We start from the raw sequence: 18,531 nt of genomic DNA, 5'->3' as shown, positions 1-18,531 counted from the left end.
GTTTTTCATCTTTATTAAATAGCATGCGTAAGAAACAATGAGAAAACAATACCATTTCCGTCAAGTTGGTGAAGATACTCTGATTTGGGATGTTCATCATTTGGTTCGACTGAGTCAGAATTTTCCTGTTCAACATATTGAATTAAATCGTATTCAAGAACTCAACGAAGCGTATTGGTTTCCAAACACACACCCAACAACACAACAAATTATTGAACATATTCAACTGATTCAAGAGGCAGATTTAAGTTATCCCATTATTTTATGTGCTGATGGACGTGTGATGGATGGTATGCATCGAGTGGCAAAAGCTCAATTATTGAATCAAAAAACGATCCAAGCGGTGCAGTTTAAAGAAACGCTTTCACCCGACTTTGTTAATATTGATGAAGATAAGCTGGAGTATGAGGATGAAAGTGATTTGAATTGCTGAAAATATACAGAATATCAACATGAATATCCTAGTTGTTTATTATTAAGTTACATACATTAGAAAGATAATAAAATCAGGAGCTTCCCATGCTTGTTACAATTCAAGGTTTAGATCAAGGTGCAATAGAAGTAAAATTAGATGTCTTACCACGAGAAGGTGAGTATTTAAAAATAGTTTATGGGGCAGATGCAGAAGTTGAAGGCGAAGTCGCTTCAATTAACCATTATATTAATCAACATGCAGATGAGCACAAAGTTACAATAGCATTGAAGCCAATTAACTAATTTTTGAAAATAGAACATTAAAAGTAGCTTTTTTGCTACTTTTTTTATGAAAATAAGATCTGTAAATAATGATGAATAGAATTAATGTAGTAGGGACTTCCGCTTCGGGAAAGTCAACATTTGCCAGAAAATTGGCGAAAAAATTAAGTTTAGAATACATTGAATTAGATGATTTATTGTGGATGGATGACTGGCAAGAAACACCTAATCCTGAGTTTTTTCGGAAAATTGAAAACGCGATTGCACAAGCTGAACAGAATCCAGATAAACAAGGTTATGTGATTGATGGTAATTATAGTCGAACGACACAGATGACTTGGAAGAAAATTGATACAGTGATTTGGCTAGATCTACCATTTGCTGTGAATTTATTTCAGTCTGTAAAACGTGCCTTGAGTCGTGCGATTTCAAAGCAGCCTTTTTGGAAAAATTCGAATAATACGGAAAGCTTTTCACGCATGCTCAGTCAAGATTCAATTATTTTGTGGATGATCAAAACTCATCAAAAAAATCGAAAAAAATATCAAGATCGAATGCAAAATCCAGATTATGCACATCTCCAATTTATTCATTTAACGTCGAAAAAACAGATCAAACAGTTTTTAGAACAACTTTGATCAAGAGATAAAAGTTAAGAAATTAGGATGAAACGATGAGTGATTTTCAATATTTAACAGCATTGCAAGAGCAAGTCCGTAAAGGACAACGCCATAAATATTTATGTTTTTGGGGGCATACACCTAAGCAAAAAACTGTCATAGATAAGAGTTGTTTTAGTCAGTGGTTTCCAAGTAAATTTGAAGTTGATGGTGTGCAATATAAAAATACTGAACAGTATATGATGGCTCAAAAAGCTAAACTCTTTGGTGATGATGAAATTTTAAATAAGATACTACAAACCGCTGACCCTAAAGAGATTAAGGCTTTAGGACGTTTAGTGAAAGGCTATCAAGAAAGTGTATGGCTAGAACATCGTTTTAATATTGTCGTACAAGGAAATTTAGCTAAATTTTCTCAAAATGAAGATTTAAAACAATTTTTACTCAATACAGGAGAGCGTGTATTGGTTGAAGCTTCACCTGTAGACAAAATCTGGGGAATTAGTTTGTCTGCGGACGATGAAAAAGCAGAAAAGCCATTGCAGTGGAAAGGGTTGAATCTTTTAGGTTTTGCCTTAATGGAAGTTAGAAAGCAACTGTAATGCTGCTTTCTGTAGTAAGCCTTAAATTTTATAAACCAAAATAATAAGCCGCAATACAAATAAACATGGTAATGATGATCAAGGCAAAAACACTGGTTTTAGCAGATTTTTGCTCAACATTCGATTTTTTATGTAAGACATGTTGAGCATCGGTTTTGCTGTGGTCAAAAGGAGACTCTACAACTTTTGGAGTCAGGCGTGAAGATTGATAATGATTTGCAACTTTGGTGATAAATTTTGCAGTCAAATCTTCAAGCTTTTGTGAGAAATGACGTAAATTCATTTGCTCTTCGGGACTTAAAATTTGTTGATTTTCATCATAAGGATGCTGAATTTTTGCAGCAATAAATTTTTCTAGAGCATCTAAACGATGCAATGTTTCATGCGCATAGTCTGCTTGATAGTCTGTCGGTATGAGCGAAAGTTGTAAACCTGATTGATTTGGGTCATCACTCAGGATACCACCGTAATAAGGCTGATCTTTATTGCTTGGTTCTTGAAAACCTTGCGCATACTTAGTCGCAAATAACTCGTTGTCCGTATAGATTTGAATATCATCCCAATTGGGCTGTGCAAGATCTTGTTCAATACGTTTGTTATATTTTGAATTCAGTTCAAAGCGCCAAAATGTTTCATGGCGAAAAGGGCTTTGTTGTGAAGTTGGAGCTTCATAGTCATTATCTGCGCTATACCATTCTGCCAATTCTTTCCCAAAAATCCATGCTGTTTTCTTTTGCTTATCATGACTGACAATAAAATGAGGAATAGACAGAAGTTCTACATTGGCATTGGGATTTTGTTCATCATTGAGTAGATTTGAACTATGTAAGCTGAGTCGATAAACCCCTTGTTTTTTTAAGCCTTCTAACCAAATTTGGAAATGTTGCGCGAGTAAATGTTGATTGAGTAAATCTCGAAATGCAAAAGTATGCTGACTAAATACGACATGATTGATCCAACGATTAAAGCTGAGTTCTTGGTTTAGAAATTCATTACCATAAGTAACCAGAGTGAGTTGTTGTTTCCAGATTGGATCGAGTGCCATTTTTATAAATCTCGGTGACATTAAGATCATTTTATACTTATTATAAATTAGAGTTCTAGCCTTTGACTGAAATTTACGATGATCAAGCATTACAATAATGTTGAGAAACATATGCTAATCGTAATTTTCGTCTAGCAGGAACTTCATTCAACTGCATAAAAACTGTTAGAATAACCAGTTATATTATTTTTCTAAATTGTTGCTTTGAGAGTTACTATGTCACTGGAAGCCCTGACCACTGAAGCGCTCGCTGCGATTGCAGCAGCTCAAGACCTTGCTACACTCGATCAAGTTCGAGTGCAATTTACAGGGAAAAAAAGCCAGCTCGCGGAACAATCTAAGGCACTTGGTAAAATGGATCCCGAAGAGCGTAAAAGCTTTGGTGCGCAAATTCATGCTGTACGTGAAGCTATTACAGCTGCCTTGACTGAACGTCAAGCGGAATTACAAAAAGCTGCATTAGAACAAAAGCTTGCAAGTGAAACGATTGATATTACCTTGCCGGGTCGTGGACAAACAGTAGGAAGTATTCACCCTGTGACTCAGGTTCAAGAACGTATTTGTCAGTTTTTCACCAAAGCTGGTTTTACGGTTGCAACGGGTCCAGAAGTTGAAGATGACTATCACAACTTTGAAGCATTGAATATTCCAGGGCACCATCCTGCACGTGCGATGCACGATACTTTCTATTTTGATGCTAATCATTTGTTGCGTACGCATACTTCAGGTGTGCAAATTCGTACCATGGAAACCAGCCAGCCACCGATTCGGATCGTATGTCCGGGTCGTGTTTATCGTTGTGACTCAGATCAGACGCATTCACCAATGTTCCACCAGATCGAAGGTTTATACGTTGCTGAAAATACCAGTTTCGCTGAATTGAAAGGTTTGTTGGTTAATCTTTTAAATGAATTCTTTGAAAAAGATTTGAAAGTACGTTTCCGTCCGTCTTATTTCCCATTCACAGAGCCAAGTGCGGAAGTGGATATTATGGATGAACGTGGTAAATGGCTGGAAGTATTAGGCTGCGGTATGGTACATCCAAATGTATTACAGGCTGCTGGTATTGACCCTGAGAAATATAAAGGCTTTGCCTTTGGTTTAGGTGTAGAGCGTTTTGCGATGTTACGTTATGGCATCAATGACTTGCGTATGTTCTACCAGAATGATGTGCGTTTCTTACGCCAATTTGCTTAATGGTTTAATCGGTTATTTATAAATTATTGAAATCCCCCTAAATCCCCCTTTGAGAAAGGGGGACTTTCCACCGAAAGTGGATTTGTGATTTCCCCTCTTTGTAAAGAGGGGCTAGGGGAGATTAAGGAAATGAATGTATGAAAATTAGCGAAAATTGGCTACGCACGTGGGTAAACCCTGCTATTGATAGCGAAACTTTATCTGATCAACTGACCATGTTGGGTCTTGAAATTGATGATTTAACACCTGCTGCAAAAGCATTTACAGGTGTGGTTGTAGGCGAAGTCTTAACTGTAGAGCAGCATCCTGATGCCGACCGTTTACGTGTAACCACGGTTAATATTGGTTCAGGTGAGCCTTTACAAATCGTATGTGGTGCGCCTAATGTACGTGCGGGCATGAAAGCACCTGTTGCAACAATTGGCGCAGTACTTCCAGGCGATTTCAAAATTAAGAAAGGCAAACTGCGTGGTATTGAGTCACAAGGGATGTTGTGTGGTGCTTCGGAAATTGATCTGGAAGACAAAATTGATGGTCTTTTAGAGCTTCCAGAAGATGCACCAGTTGGTGTGAATATCCGTGAATATTTAAATTTAGATGACAATGTCATTGATATCAGCATTACGCCAAACCGTGGTGACTGTTTCAGTATCCGCGGGATCGCACGTGAAGTTGGTGTAATCAATCAATTGCCTGTGACTGCACCTGAAATTCAGGAAGTTGCAGCAACGATTGCCGATCAAAAACAAGTTGTAGTGACAACCGAAGGTTGTCCGCGTTATTTAGGTCGTGTGATCAAAAACGTCAATACCAAAGCGCCTACACCTGCATGGATGGAACAGGCACTTGCTCGTTCAGGTATTCGTCAGCACAGTATTTTGGTGGATATTACCAACTATGTATTGATGGAACTCGGTCAGCCTTTACATGCTTTTGATGGTGGTAAAGTACAAGGTTCTGTGCATGTACGTCAGGCAACTGCTCAGGAAAAGTTAGTATTACTCAATGAACAAGAAGTTGAACTTTCTGAAAATGTAATGATCATTGCAGATGATGCCAAAGCATTGGCAATTGCAGGGATCATGGGTGGTTTATCTTCATCTGTGACGGATGAAACCACTGAAATTTTCTTAGAATCAGCATTCTTTGCACCACTTGCAATTGCAGGTCGTGCCCGTAGTTTCGGTTTACATACCGATGCATCACAACGTTATGAACGTGGTGTTGATTTTGAATTGCCAATGATTGCCATGCATCGTGCATCACAACTGATTCAGGAACTTGCAGGTGGTGAGTTTGGTCCAATCACTGTTGCCGAAAAAGCTGAATTATTGCCAAAACGCGATGCGATTGAGTTGAATCAGGCGCAAGTCGATCAATTGTTGGGTTATGCAGTTGAATCAGACTTTATTACCGATGCTTTACAACGTTTAGGCTGTGAAGTGACGGTTGTTGCTCAGGGACAGTGGACTGTTGTGCCACCATCACATCGTTATGACATGGCGATTTACCAAGACTTAATTGAAGAAGTTGCGCGTATCCACGGTTATGACAATATTCAGATCAGTCTACCTGTGATTGATGTGAAATTAGCGAAACATCAAGACCAATTTGAATTACCGCAATTACGTCAAACCTTGGTGACTTTGGGTTATCAAGAAGCGATCAGCTTTAGTTTCGCAGATTTAAAACTTGAGAAACAACTCAATTCACACGTGAATCCATTGGCATTGGCGAACCCAATTTCAAGCGATCTTGCGGTGATGCGTTCAACTTTGTTGTCGAGTTTGATTCCATGTGTACAATACAATGTGAATCGTCAACAAAGTCGTGTACGTTTCTTTGAGTTGGGTTTACGTTTTGATTATCAAAATGCACAAGGCATTGATGATCTTAAACAGATTCCTACCTTGGCGATGATTGCGACAGGTGCGAAACAAGTTGAATCATGGCATGCTAAACCACAAGCAATGGATTTCTTTGACTTTAAAGGTGAAGTGGAAGAGTTGTTGGCTGCGGGTCGTGTACAGGTTGAATATGTACGTTCTGAACGTGAATGGTTGCATCCTGGTCAGTCTGCTGAGATTTTAGTCGATGGAAAATCAATCGGTTATTTCGGTCGTTTACACCCTTCATTGGAAAATGAACTCGATTTGAGCACAACTTGGGTGGCAGAACTCGATCAATTGGCTGTTTTGCAAACTTATGTATCTAATTTTACAGAATTATCACGATTTCCATCGGTTAGACGTGATATTGCGCTTTTAATTAATGATAAGATTAATGTTAGTGAAATTCAGCAACTTATCGAAAAAACAGGTGGAGAGCTTTTAGACTCATCTTGGTTATTCGATGTGTATACTGGTCAAGGTGTTGAAGATGGCAAACGTTCTTTAGCTTTTGCATTATTATGGCAACATCCAACACGTACACTAGAAGATGCTGAAATTAAATCTGGTATGGACAATATTATACAAGTGTTGCAAGACACTTATGAAGCGACATTGAGGGCCTCATGACAGCATTAACAAAAGCAGAAATGGCTGATCATTTAAGTGAGCTTACGAGTTTAAATCGTCGTGAAGCAAAACAAATGGTTGAGTTATTCTTTGATGAAATTAGCCAAGCATTAATTGCTGGCGAACAAGTCAAACTTTCAGGATTTGGTAATTTTGAATTACGTGACAAACGTCAACGTCCTGGACGTAATCCTAAAACTGGGGAAGAGATTCCAATTTCAGCACGTCGTGTTGTAACATTCCGTGCAGGACAAAAATTTAGACAACGTGTAGGCACTGAACAAGAGGATTAATTTTCTCTATTTCGGCAAAAGCCCTGTATTTTTACGGGGCTTTTTATTGCATAAATTTATAGTTGTTAGGTGAAATGATGGGTGGGTGTACTGTAGGCAGAATGCTATAAGCAAAGTTATTTTCTAATACTTCAAAATTCTTCATGTTATTTTTCAAAAGAAACTAAGCTGTGGAATTGAAAATAGGAATGAACTAACGTAGTGCAGAATTTTTTTCAACAAAGTGCGCAGCTTTGCATGTTAGCTTTCTAAACTGGTCTCATTATTTGGGATGCGCTTTTTTACTTGTATTTTCCTTAATAGTGAAGACATGTTGTCAGTCGAGTCAATCTGTATAGATTAAATAGTATATTTTTCTAAATCTACATGTTTAGGAATTTTTTTATTTTACATAAATATAAGATGTAAAAAAAGAGAACCCAAGGTTCTCTTTTTTCTGATAATAATCTAAGTTGATTATTATTGAGCAGCAGCAGTTGAAGCAGCAGCAGTAGCTTCAGAAGCAGCAGCAGTAGCAGTAGCAGCAGCGTCAGTAGCAGCAGAAGCAGCAGCAGCGTCAGTTGCAGCAGAAGCAGCAGCAGCGTCAGCAGCAGCAGTAGCTTCAGAAGCAGCTTCTACAGCTTGAGATGCAGCAGCGTTTGCATCAGCAGCAGCTTCTTCAGTTTTTTTAGCACAACCAACAAAAGCTAAAGTAGTAGCAACTGCAGCAGCAATAGCGATTTTTTTGAATAACATGGCATCACTCTCATAAAAATAATTGAGACAAAAAAACCCAGATTAGCCTGTTGTATGCTTTTATTGTGCCTAACCATTGTGTAGGTAAACAATGCAGAAAGCAGTCTAACTGGTATGCGAATATGCTATCACTGCGCATTTAGAATTGCTACTGCTCTAAATTAAAAAAAAGCGAAAAAAGGTTAAAAAATGACACTTTTTTAACAGATATTTACAATTAATATTGAGTTTTATATTGGTTTGTTGCTAGGTAACTGTCTAAAAAACATAAGGATTTTTTGCTAAAAATATTAATATTCAATGATTTGCAATCTAATTTAACATTGCATAAGCACATCTGTAAATTTATGTAAATAAAGTCAACCAAATAAAAAGGCTATCGTTATAGATAGCCTTTTAGGAAAATTTAAAAATTAATTCGTTGCTTTACGTTTCATTTGGTCAAAGAAGTCATCATTGGTTTTGGTTTCTTTCATGCGATCTAGCAAGAATTCCATCGCAGCTAACTCATCTTGAGTATGTAATAATTTACGTAAAATCCAAACTTTACGTAGATTTTCTTCACTCATGAGGCGCTCTTCACGACGAGTACCTGATTTCTTGATATTCATTGCAGGGAAGACGCGTTTTTCAGCAATACGGCGATCAAGTGTAATTTCTTGGTTACCTGTACCTTTGAATTCTTCGTAGATCACTTCATCCATTTTACTGCCTGTTTCGATTAGTGCAGTTGAAATAATCGTGAGTGAGCCACCTTCTTCAATGTTACGTGCAGCACCAAAGAAACGTTTTGGGCGTTCTAAAGCATGTGCATCTACACCACCTGTTAACACTTTACCTGAGGAAGGAATTACGGTGTTATAGGCACGTGCTAAACGTGTAATTGAGTCAAGTAAGATAACAACATCTTTTTTGTGTTCAACCAAACGTTTTGCTTTTTCAATGACCATTTCAGCAACTTGTACGTGACGTGCTGGTGATTCATCAAAAGTAGAAGCAATGACTTCACCACGTACAGTTCGTTCCATTTCAGTTACTTCCTCAGGACGTTCATCAATGAGAAGTACAATCAAGAAACATTCAGGATTATTGCGAACAATCGACTGAGCGATGTTTTGCAATAACATGGTTTTACCTGCTTTAGGTGGCGCCACAATAATTGAACGTTGACCTTTACCAATTGGAGCAATGAGGTCAACAACACGAGCAGTTAAATCTTCAGTTGAACCATTACCTAACTCCATTATAAGTTGTTCAGTTGGGAACAATGGGGTTAAGTTTTCAAAAAGAATTTTGTTACGTGAGTTTTCTGGTGTGTCGTAGTTAATTTGATTAACTTTTAATAATGCAAAATAGCGTTCACCTTCTTTAGGTGGGCGAATTGTACCTGTGATGGTATCACCAGTACGTAAGTTGAAGCGACGAATCTGAGAAGGGCTAACATAAATATCGTCAGGACCTGCAAGATAAGAGCCAGCAGCCGAGCGTAGGAAGCCAAATCCATCAGACAAAATTTCTAGAACACCATCACCAAAAATTTCTTCGCCATTCATCGCATGGCGTTTTAAGATGGCAAAAATAATGTCTTGTTTGCGGTTACGAGCCATTCCTTCAAGGCCCATAAACTCAGCAATCTTAATGAGTTCGCCAATCGGTTTTTTCTTGAGTTCAGTTAAGTTCATAGATGGTCAGATTGATGTAAGGATGTGTGGTACACAGAGATAAAAGAAAGAAAGCAAAAGTCGACCGCGGTACAATAGGTGAGTGTAATTGTATTTGCACAATAACAAAACTCAGAATCTAATTGGTTCTTTCGAGGAGAAATGTGTAAAACAATTTCTTTTGCCGAGCGGCGATCTTATGTGTTGTGTTTTAAGAAACAGGAATAAAACCCCAATGTTTCTTGTCGTAGAAATATAAGTGAGAACGTGAGAATTGTCAAATAGAAGAGAAAAAATACGCTATATTTTTATAGCGTATTTTGTCGATAAACTATACTGTTTAGATATTTTCATCAATGAAGGCAGTGAGTTTAGATTTAGGCACAGCACCGATTTGTTGTGCTACAACTTCACCATCTTTAAACATCAATAATGCTGGAATATTACGGATGTTATAATTTACCGCAGTTGCTTCACATGCAGTTACGTCAACTTTAACGATTTTTACTTTACCTTCGTATTCATCAGAAAGTACTTCTAAAACAGGTGCGATCGCTTTACATGGCGCACACCAGCCTGCCCAGAAGTCAACAAGAACAGGAGTTTCAGATTTTAAAACGTCAGCCTCAAAGTTGGCATCAGTGGTATTTACGATATTGCCTGACATGGATAATGCTCCGAAATATTTTAAAGATGTAACCTATATTTATAAGTATTACATAGTCATCTTTAACAAAGTAGGGGAATGGTTAAATTTTCGATCTTAATTGTGAGTTTGTCTAATTGATGCTCACGATAAGCCTAATCGGAGTTTTTAAATTGTCATACAATTGTCACATATGTAGAAAAAATAATGCCTCAGTGAATTGTCATCATAAATGGCTTTTAAATTGCTTGTATGTGAATTAATCTAGGCACACTTCTGAATGAGTTTGTATAAATAATGTCTGATTTTTTAATTGATGAAGAATTACTTGCTGCCATTGATATGGGGTCGAACAGTTTTCACTTGGCAATCGCCCGTGTTGATCATGGTGAAGTAAAAAAAGTAGCATCAATGTCAGAAAAAGTTCAGCTTGCTGCAGGGTTGGATGAAAATAAAAATTTAACAGAGGCAGCACAGCAACGAGGTTTGGCATGTTTGGCAAGGTTTGTTGGGCGTTTAAGCTCTGTACAGGCGAATCGTTTGCGTATTGTCGCAACCAATGCTTTGCGTCAAGCAAAAAATGGTCAAGAATTTATTCAAAAAGCGGCAGAAATTTTACCTAAGCCGATTGAAATTATTGCAGGTCGTGAAGAGGCTCGTTTAATTTACCTAGGTGTTTCACACACAATGGCAAATAGCGGACGCCGTCTAGTCATTGATATTGGTGGTGGTTCTACAGAGCTTATTATTGGTGAAGAGTTTGAGCCCATCCATACAGAATCTTTACAAATGGGTTGTGTTGCATTTACCAAAGCTTATTTCCCAGAAGGTCAAATTAGTGCAAAAGATTTTGATAAAGCTGTCGTGGCTGCACGTAAAGAACTGACTTCTATTGCAAATACTTATAAAGCAGAAGGTTGGGATACGGTTGTTGGCTCAAGTGGAACGATTAAAGCATGTCGCCAAATTACAGTAAATATGGGCTGGAGTGATGATCAGGAAAATCTGACACGCGAAGGTTTAGAAAAATTAAAAGATAAAATGCTGAAATATAAACATGTTTCAGATATGGAGTTTGAAGGCTTAAAAGAAGATCGCCGAGCGGTATTACCAGCAGGTTTGGCTATTTTGTATGCGATTTTTGAAATATTAAATATTGATAAATTAGTCTATTCAGATGGTGCATTACGAGAAGGTGTAATGTATGACCTACTCGGACGTTTTCAGCATGAAGACATTCGTGATCGTAGCGTACAAGCGATGATTGGTCGTTATAATGCAGATTTAAAACAAGCACAACGCGTCGTGGATACTGCACAGCATTTATTTGATAGTGTCGCTGCAAAACTGAATTTAAATAATGATGATAGTGATTTATTGCGTCGAGCTGCTTATTTACATGAAATTGGTTTAGCAATTAGTCATAGCGGTTATCATAAGCATAGTGCCTATTTGTTACAGCATTCAGATATTCCTGGTTTTTCACAAATCGATCAAAATCATTTGTCACATTTGGTCGCTCATCATCGTCGAAAATTGCGTACAGACAGTAAAATTGATGTGATGAGAGTAGGTGGATACAAACTTATTTACTTATGTTTATTGCTTCGTCTTGCAGTTTTACTGAATCACAGTCGTAGTGATGAGATGCTTCCTGCCATTGAATTAACAGTCCTAGATGAGCAACAATGGCAACTCTGCGTTTCTGGTGATGCCAAACAATGGCCATTGCTCGTTGCCGATTTGCATGATGAGCAAGTGCAATTTAAGCATTGGGACATTGAATTGAATATTCAGTCGGAACAGTTTATCGATTAACACAAATTTCTCGGTGTGAGTCATCGGCGAATTAGGGATAATACTCGACTTATGAAAAATAAAGCTGCTCAATCTAAAGCTTGGAAAACGGTTCAAATTGCACGTCATCCAGAGCGTCCGCAATTTTTGGATTATGTAGGCGAAATCTTTACAGAATTTGATGCTTTGCATGGTGATCGTCTATATGGTGATGATGGTGCAATGGTCGGTGGCTTAGCGCGTTTTAACGGGCAAGCTGTCATGATCGTAGGTCAACATCGTGGTCGTAGTACCCGTGAAAAGTTACAGCACAATTTTGGGATGAGTAATCCTGAGGGCTACCGTAAATCACAACGTTTACTTGATATGGCTGAACGTTTTAATTTACCTGTTTTTACTTTTATCGATACGATGGGTGCATATCCTGGGGTCGGTGCAGAAGAACGTGGTCAAGCAGAAGCGATTGCAAGTAGTTTAGCCCAGCTTTCAAGTTTGAAAGTTCCTGTTATTGCTACTGTTTTAGGTGAAGGTGGTTCAGGTGGTGCACTGGGTATTGGTGTAGCTGATCGTGTGATTATGCTTTCTCATAGTATTTATTCGGTTATTTCTCCAGAAGGTTGTGCTTCTATTTTATGGAAAACAGCAGAAAAAGCAGAACAAGCGAGTGATGCTTTAGCTTTAACTGCTGATAAGCTACAAAAAATGGGTATAGTCGAATATGTTGTTGACGAAGGCGAAGGGGCACATTTACAACCATTAGATGTTATGGAAAAGCTTAAAGATGTGTTAAAACAATCGCTTGATGAATTACAAGCAATGAGTGCAGAAGAGCGATGCGAAGCACGTTACCAGCGTTTAATGAAGTTTGGCAGCGACAATTTAGGACTCGTTTCTTAACACAACTCCTTCAATTTCCAAAAAATACTCAATTTCTTATTGGGTGTAGCGGCGGCATGGATTCCATGCTGTTGCTTTATTTAATGGCAGTGTTGTGTCCTCAGCAAATTCGAGCAATTTATATTAATCATCAATTACAAGCTGCAAATGATGATTGGGCTATTTTCGTTGCTGAACAATGTCAGCAGTTAAATATTCCTTATATTGTAGAACATGTACAAGTTGCTGAGGGTAATTTAGAAAATCAAGCCCGTGCTGCACGTTATCAAGCTTATCAAAAACATCTTCATCCAAATGATATTTTAGTACTTGCTCATCATCAGCAAGATCAGGCAGAAACAGTCATGTTGCGTTTGTTGTCAGGCGCTGGCGTGTCTGGTTTAAGTGCAATGAAAGTGATGGATGAGCGAGAAAATTTAACACTTTGGCGCCCATTATTAGATATTTCTCGTGAGCAAATTTGCCAATGGGTAGAGCAAAGCTCTTTACCTTATGTTGATGACCCAACGAATATGGATACACATTATGATCGTGCATGGTGTAGACATGAACTTTGGAATATTTTGCAAAGTCGCTATCCTAAAATGCAACAAGCATTGGCGCGTACAAGCTATTTGATGCAGGATGCACAAGAAATTTTAAGCGATATTTTGCAGCAAGATTTGGCTGTATGTACATATGAAAATCGACTCGATTTAGCAAAATTAAATGGATTAACCTCTGCGCGACAAAGACAGCTTTTATCGGCGTGGATGAAAGGTCAAGATACATATCGTCCTAGCTTTGAAATGGTGCAACGTTTACAACAAGAAGTCATTTTATCTAAATCAGATGCTCAAGCTGCTTTGCATTGGAATGAATATTATTATGTACGCTTTCGACAGTTTTTATATCGTTTGGATGCCGAAATATATTTAGAGAGTAAAAAAGAACAAGCTTTTGTTGCACAAAATTTAGAATGTGATTTAGAGCAAAAAATTTCTGTAGCTTCTGGAGATTTTCAGATTCAAGTACAAAAAGTCGGGTTATCCTATTCTTTACTCAGAAAAAAATTAGAACTGAATCATCGTAGAGGTGGAGAAAAAATCCATCTTTATGGCAGAGTGGGTACTTGGGCATTAAAAAAAGCAATTCAAGATGCACATATTTTTCCATGGATGCGTCATACAATTCAAATATTAAGCATAGATAATGTTATGCTTGGTGTTTTTACACCGAATGGGTTTTGGTTGGCTCAATCTGACTATGTTGAAGTCAATGGTTGGCAACCGAATTTAGTTTCTTAGCGAGAAAGCGTTAAACGTCGAGCGAAATTCATGAGTGCAGCTTTAAATTGTAATATTACTTTCATTGGTGGTGGAAATATGGCTCAAGCCCTAATTGGTGGCTTGATTACCCGTGGACTGCCTGCAACACGGATTACAGTTTCTGACCCCGTAGAAAAAATCCGTGAGTTATTACAAGAGAAAGATGTACATGTAACTGATGATAATGTTGCAGCAATTGAAACAGCAGATGTCGTTGTTCTTGCTGTAAAACCTCAAGTTTTAGGTGCTTTATTAAAGCCATTGCATGGTTTATTTGACAATAAGTTGGTGGTTTCAATTGTCGCTGGTGCTGAAATTGAGACGATTGCGCTTTTAACAGGAACAGATCGTATTGTTCGTGTTATGCCAAATACACCTGCATTGGTACAAACAGGCGCACATGGTTTGTTTGCGAATGACAATGTTGCTCGTACAGATCGTGAATTAGCCAGTCAAGTTTTAGCAGCGACAGGCTTAACCATTTGGGTCAATACTGAAGCGCAAATTGATGCTGTTACTGCTGTTTCTGGTTCTGGTCCTGCATACTTTTTCTATATGATGGAAAGTATGATTCGTGCAGGAAAAAATATGGGCTTGGATGAAAAAGTCGCAACAGCTTTGACATTACAAACAGCTTTGGGTGCTGCACAAATGGCAATTACCAGTGCAAATAGTCCTTCGGAGTTACGCAAAAATGTGACTTCTCCGAATGGAACAACTCAGGCTGCATTAGAAGTTTTTGATCGTGCACAAATTTCACAAAATATTCAAACTGCGCTTGCTGCTGCTCAAAAACGTAGTCAAGAATTAGCACAAGAATTAAGTGATAGTACGAAATAATTGATTTAATTATTGATTTTATTTAGGAATATTCCAATATGGGTGCAAATTCTGCGCAGATTTTTGGCATTATTATTAACGTCGCAATTTTGCTGGTATTCTTTCGTTTTTTAATGCAATTGGCAATGGTGAGTCCATATAATCCTGTGGTTCTTTCTACAGTAAAAGCGACTAAAATTGTTGATATTTTTAGTCGTATTTTCCCGACAATTGCCAAAGGACGAGTCAATACTGCAGCTTTAGCGTTGTTGATTGTTCTGTATTTATTGAAAATTTTTGGAATCATGTATTTACAAGGTGCTATGCCAAATAGCCCAGTACATTTATTGATTTTGACTTTTGTCACCATGATTCAGGATTTGATTCGCTTCTGTCGTTATTTAATTTTTGCAACGATTATTTTAAGTTGGGTGGTGATGTTTACCCAATCTCGTTCACCTTATATTGAGGTGATCCAAGAACTCGCTGAGCCTTTATTAGCCCCATTTCGTAAAATCATGCCAAATATGGGAATGATTGATCTTTCTCCGATTTTGGCATTCCTTGCGTTGTATATTGCTGAAATTTTAATGAATGAAGTTGCAAAGGTTTTATTAACAGGTTTGTAATTTATTGATTTAAAATAAAAAAGGACTCGATTGAGTCCTTTTTTATTGCTGAATATTTATGAAGTGAATTGAGGATGATGACTATTCAAGTATTCAAATGTGGTGTTCTATTGAACTTCATTGGGGGCTAGTGGAAAAGAGGCTTCACTAGGCATAGCTTCTTATTTTTACAGCTCACCTCTCCCTAACCCTCTCCTGAGAGGAGAGGGAACTTATTTCAAGTTTAATGCGCTTCATCCCAATTATTGCCTTTGCCGACTTCAACCAACAAAGGTACAGATAAGGTACACACTTTTTGCATGACGTCCTGAATCTGTTTTGCTAATTCATCAGCAATCGCTTCATCGACTTCAAAGACCAATTCATCGTGAACTTGGAGTAAAAGTTTGGCTTGATCTTTCGGTAAGATTTTATCAACTTCAATCATTGCCATTTTAATGATTTCAGCAGCAGAACCTTGTAATGGCGCATTGATTGCTGCACGTTCAGCCGCTTTACGTACCATCATATTTCGTGCATCAATATCAGGTGTGTAAAGACGACGACCTGTAATGGTTTCAACAAAACCTTGTTCTGAAGCCACTTGACGAGTTCGCTGCATATATTCATAAATGCCAGGATAGCGATGGAAATATTGTTTGATATAGTTTTGTGATTCTTCACGGGTAAAGCCAAGTTGACGAATCAAACCAAATTCAGACATACCATAGAGCAGACCGAAGTTAACCGCTTTGGCTTGGCGACGTTGATCATTGGTGACATCTTCAAGTGCAACACCCAAAACTTCTGATGCCGTACGACGGTGTACATCTTGCCCATGATTAAAAGCATGAACCAAAGCTTCATCTTGGGAAAAATGTGCCATTAAACGCAGTTCAATTTGTGAATAATCGGCTGCAAGTAATACGCGACCTTGAGGCGCAATAAATGCTTTACGAATTTGACGTCCAATCTCTTCACGAACAGGAATATTTTGTAAGTTTGGATCGGTCGAAGATAAGCGACCTGTAGCCGTTAATGCTTGATGATAACTGGTGTGTACACGATGCGTTTCATTATTGGCTTGTTTAGATAAACCTTCGGTATAAGTACTTTTGAGTTTGGTTAAACCACGATATTCAATAATTAATGAGGTAATAGGATGATCAATTTTTTCTAAAATTGCTTCTGAAGTGCTGTATTGACCTGTAGCAGTTTTCTTACCACCTTTTAAGCCTAATTTTTCAAATAAGACTTCACCCACTTGCTTTGGTGAGCCGACATTAAAAGATTCGCCTGCGATTTCAATAATTTGGTTCTCAAGGTTTTGAATGGTTTCAGCAAAATCTACACTGAGTTGGTCTAAAAATGCCAGATTTAATGCAATGCCATTTTCTTCCATTGACGTCAGAACATGAGCAACAGGCATTTCAATATTGTGCAAAATACCTGATAGTTCAGGGATTTTTTTTAGCTTACGATTGAGTACTTCGTATAAACGATAGGTCACATGTGCATCTTCAGCAGCATAATGCGCCGCAGTTTCAAGCTCAATTTGATTAAAGGTTTTTTGCTTTACGCCTTTGCCTGCAATTTGTTCGAAGCTTGTGGTCAAGTGGCTTAAATAAACACGTGCAACATCATCCATACCGTGACGCGTCGCCACTGAGTTTAGGACATAAGATGCCAACATGGTATCAAAATACCAACCTTGCAAATGGATACCATGATTTTCAAAAATATGCGCATCATATTTTAAATGATGTCCAATTTTTTCAACAGTTGCATCTTCTAAAATAGGTTTAATGTGTTGAAGAATAACATCACGATTCAGTTGTTCAGGCGCACCTTCATAATCATGTGCAAGTGGAATGTAATAGGCATCTTTCGCATCAAAAGCGACTGAGAAACCCACCATTTCTGCAACACGATAATCTAAACTGGTGGTTTCAGTATCGATGGCAAAACGTTTTTCTGTACTTAAACGCTTGAAAAACTGCTCCCAATCCGCCTGAGTTAAAATAGTGTGGTAAGTTGCTTGTCCAAGTTGATCATCAACACTACTTGAAATGGCTTGATCATTATTGTTTTCAGTATTTTGTGCAGTTTTTTCGATTTGTTTTGAGGTCTGTTTATACGCAGCACTGTTTGGATTATTTGGATGATCTAAAGATTGTAATTGATTACGGAATTCTAACTCAGTATAAAGGTTGCGTAATTCTTCAACATTTGGGTCGGTGAGTTTCAAGTCATCATAGGTCAAACCCATATCAAGGTCGATAATAATACTTGCAAGTTGGTGATCAAGCTTAATACCGTCTTGGTTTTCTTTAATATTTAACCCAACTTTACCTTTAATATTGTCAGCATTGGCAATAATATTTTGTAAATTGCCATATTCATTTAAAAGCTTGGCTGCTGTTTTTGCACCTACACCAGGGACACCTTTAATTCCGTCTGAGGCATCGCCCATCAAGGTTAAATAATCAATGATTTGATCTGGACGTACACCAAATTTTTCAATGACCCCCTCAATATTCATGGGTTTATCTTTAAAGCTATCTTCAAGCGTCACTTTTTCAGTGACCAACTGTGCCATGTCTTTATCGCCTGTTGAGATCAGGACTTGATGACCCGCAGCTTCAGCACGTTTGGCTAAAGTACCAATAATATCATCCGCTTCTGCACCAGGTAGCATGTGAAGTGGAATACCTAGCGCACGAATTAAAGCATGTAAATAAGGAATTTGTTGAGCAAGTTCGTCAGGCATACTTGGACGATCACCTTTATAAATCGGTGAAAGTTGATGACGAAAAGTAGGTTCAGGTGTATCGAAAATCACTGCCATATGTGTAGGTTGAACACGGCGCATTAACTTTTGAATTGCAGAAATAGCACCACGAATTGCATTGGTTTGTAAACCTGTTGAGGTGGTTAATGGTGGTAGTGCATGAAAGGCACGAAATAAAAAGTATGACCCATCGACCAAAACAAATGGTGGCATTGCAAAATTCCTAATTCAATTAATAGCAGTATTGTACGTGATTTTGGAAAGGAGCATAGCATCATGATGTAGAACGATAGTTACC

17 protein-coding genes are annotated in these 18,531 nt (G+C 38.0%); 12 read left to right on the top strand and 5 right to left on the bottom strand.

Annotation, left to right across the window (positions count from 1 at the left end; all coding sequences use genetic code 11):
- The first annotated feature begins 37 nt into the window (after positions 1–37).
- The 4 genes from HX005_RS00160 to ybiA all read left to right on the top strand — a co-directional run bounded on the left by HX005_RS00160 (position 38) and on the right by ybiA (position 1,918).
- Entirely contained in the window at positions 38–433 is a 396-nt protein-coding gene (locus HX005_RS00160; RefSeq protein ID WP_286375869.1) for a hypothetical protein, read from the top strand.
- Between the two features lie 86 nt (positions 434–519).
- On the top strand, positions 520–717 hold the full coding sequence (locus HX005_RS00155; protein WP_107006687.1) for a hypothetical protein: 198 nt from the start codon (positions 520–522) through the stop codon (positions 715–717).
- Positions 718–788: 71 nt separating this feature from the next.
- Positions 789–1,334, top strand: coding sequence for an AAA family ATPase (locus HX005_RS00150; protein ID WP_286375868.1), 546 nt, complete (start codon positions 789–791; stop codon positions 1,332–1,334).
- 35 nt (positions 1,335–1,369) lie between these two features.
- On the top strand, positions 1,370–1,918 hold the full coding sequence (gene ybiA, locus HX005_RS00145) for a riboflavin biosynthesis intermediates N-glycosidase (protein ID WP_286375867.1): 549 nt from the start codon (positions 1,370–1,372) through the stop codon (positions 1,916–1,918).
- A 28-nt stretch (positions 1,919–1,946) separates the two neighbouring features.
- Here ybiA and HX005_RS00140 read toward each other — a convergent pair whose 3' ends face one another.
- On the bottom strand, positions 1,947–2,963 hold the full coding sequence (locus HX005_RS00140; protein WP_286375866.1) for a hypothetical protein: 1,017 nt from the start codon (positions 2,961–2,963) through the stop codon (positions 1,947–1,949).
- 216 nt (positions 2,964–3,179) lie between these two features.
- On the opposite strand from HX005_RS00140, the gene pheS reads away from it, so the two are divergent.
- The 3 genes from pheS to HX005_RS00125 all read left to right on the top strand — a co-directional run bounded on the left by pheS (position 3,180) and on the right by HX005_RS00125 (position 6,972).
- A complete protein-coding gene (gene pheS / locus HX005_RS00135) occupies positions 3,180–4,160 on the top strand; it encodes a phenylalanine--tRNA ligase subunit alpha (protein WP_286375865.1) in 981 nt (326 codons plus the stop codon).
- A gap of 137 nt (positions 4,161–4,297) precedes the next feature.
- On the top strand, positions 4,298–6,679 hold the full coding sequence (gene pheT, locus HX005_RS00130) for a phenylalanine--tRNA ligase subunit beta (RefSeq protein ID WP_286375864.1): 2,382 nt from the start codon (positions 4,298–4,300) through the stop codon (positions 6,677–6,679).
- On the top strand, positions 6,676–6,972 hold the full coding sequence (locus tag HX005_RS00125) for an integration host factor subunit alpha (protein ID WP_004723042.1): 297 nt from the start codon (positions 6,676–6,678) through the stop codon (positions 6,970–6,972). The genes pheT and HX005_RS00125 overlap by 4 nt, the downstream gene beginning before the upstream one ends.
- Positions 6,973–7,431: 459 nt before the next feature.
- Here the strand turns inward: HX005_RS00125 and HX005_RS00120 are convergent, their stop codons facing one another.
- The 3 genes from HX005_RS00120 to trxA form a co-directional block, all read right to left on the bottom strand.
- Positions 7,432–7,707, bottom strand: a complete 276-nt coding sequence (locus HX005_RS00120) for a hypothetical protein (protein ID WP_286375863.1) — start codon at positions 7,705–7,707, stop codon at positions 7,432–7,434.
- Between the two features lie 413 nt (positions 7,708–8,120).
- A complete protein-coding gene (gene rho, locus HX005_RS00115; RefSeq protein ID WP_286375862.1) occupies positions 8,121–9,389 on the bottom strand; it encodes a transcription termination factor Rho in 1,269 nt (422 codons plus the stop codon).
- 319 nt (positions 9,390–9,708) lie between these two features.
- Complete coding sequence (gene trxA / locus HX005_RS00110; protein ID WP_107006680.1) at positions 9,709–10,035, bottom strand: thioredoxin; 327 nt, start codon at positions 10,033–10,035, stop codon at positions 9,709–9,711.
- 276 nt (positions 10,036–10,311) lie between these two features.
- On the opposite strand from trxA, the gene ppx reads away from it, so the two are divergent.
- Genes ppx through HX005_RS00085 form a run of 5 tightly spaced genes read left to right on the top strand, consistent with a single transcriptional unit; the run spans position 10,312 to position 15,463 of the window.
- Entirely contained in the window at positions 10,312–11,832 is a 1,521-nt protein-coding gene (ppx, locus tag HX005_RS00105; RefSeq protein ID WP_286375861.1) for an exopolyphosphatase, read from the top strand.
- A gap of 51 nt (positions 11,833–11,883) precedes the next feature.
- Positions 11,884–12,708 (top strand): acetyl-CoA carboxylase carboxyltransferase subunit alpha, encoded by an 825-nt coding sequence (locus tag HX005_RS00100; RefSeq protein ID WP_107006678.1) that lies wholly within the window; start codon positions 11,884–11,886, stop codon positions 12,706–12,708.
- Positions 12,645–13,994 carry a tRNA lysidine(34) synthetase TilS gene (tilS, locus tag HX005_RS00095; protein ID WP_286375860.1) on the top strand — a complete coding sequence of 450 codons (1,350 nt, stop codon included), beginning with the start codon at positions 12,645–12,647 and terminating at the stop codon, positions 13,992–13,994. The genes HX005_RS00100 and tilS overlap by 64 nt, the downstream gene beginning before the upstream one ends.
- Positions 13,995–14,024: 30 nt before the next feature.
- Positions 14,025–14,855 carry a pyrroline-5-carboxylate reductase gene (proC, locus tag HX005_RS00090; RefSeq protein ID WP_286375859.1) on the top strand — a complete coding sequence of 277 codons (831 nt, stop codon included), beginning with the start codon at positions 14,025–14,027 and terminating at the stop codon, positions 14,853–14,855.
- Between the two features lie 38 nt (positions 14,856–14,893).
- Positions 14,894–15,463, top strand: coding sequence for a YggT family protein (locus HX005_RS00085; protein ID WP_107006675.1), 570 nt, complete (start codon positions 14,894–14,896; stop codon positions 15,461–15,463).
- A 223-nt stretch (positions 15,464–15,686) separates the two neighbouring features.
- Here HX005_RS00085 and polA read toward each other — a convergent pair whose 3' ends face one another.
- A complete protein-coding gene (gene polA, locus HX005_RS00080; RefSeq protein ID WP_286375858.1) occupies positions 15,687–18,446 on the bottom strand; it encodes a DNA polymerase I in 2,760 nt (919 codons plus the stop codon).
- Positions 18,447–18,531 lie beyond the last annotated feature (85 nt).

The organism is Acinetobacter sp. R933-2, from assembly GCF_030325485.1.
GTDB classification, from domain to species: Bacteria; Pseudomonadota; Gammaproteobacteria; order Pseudomonadales; family Moraxellaceae; genus Acinetobacter; species Acinetobacter sichuanensis.
The sequence above is the reverse complement of the archived record's forward strand: the minus strand, read 5'-3'. Positions and strand labels throughout refer to the sequence as shown.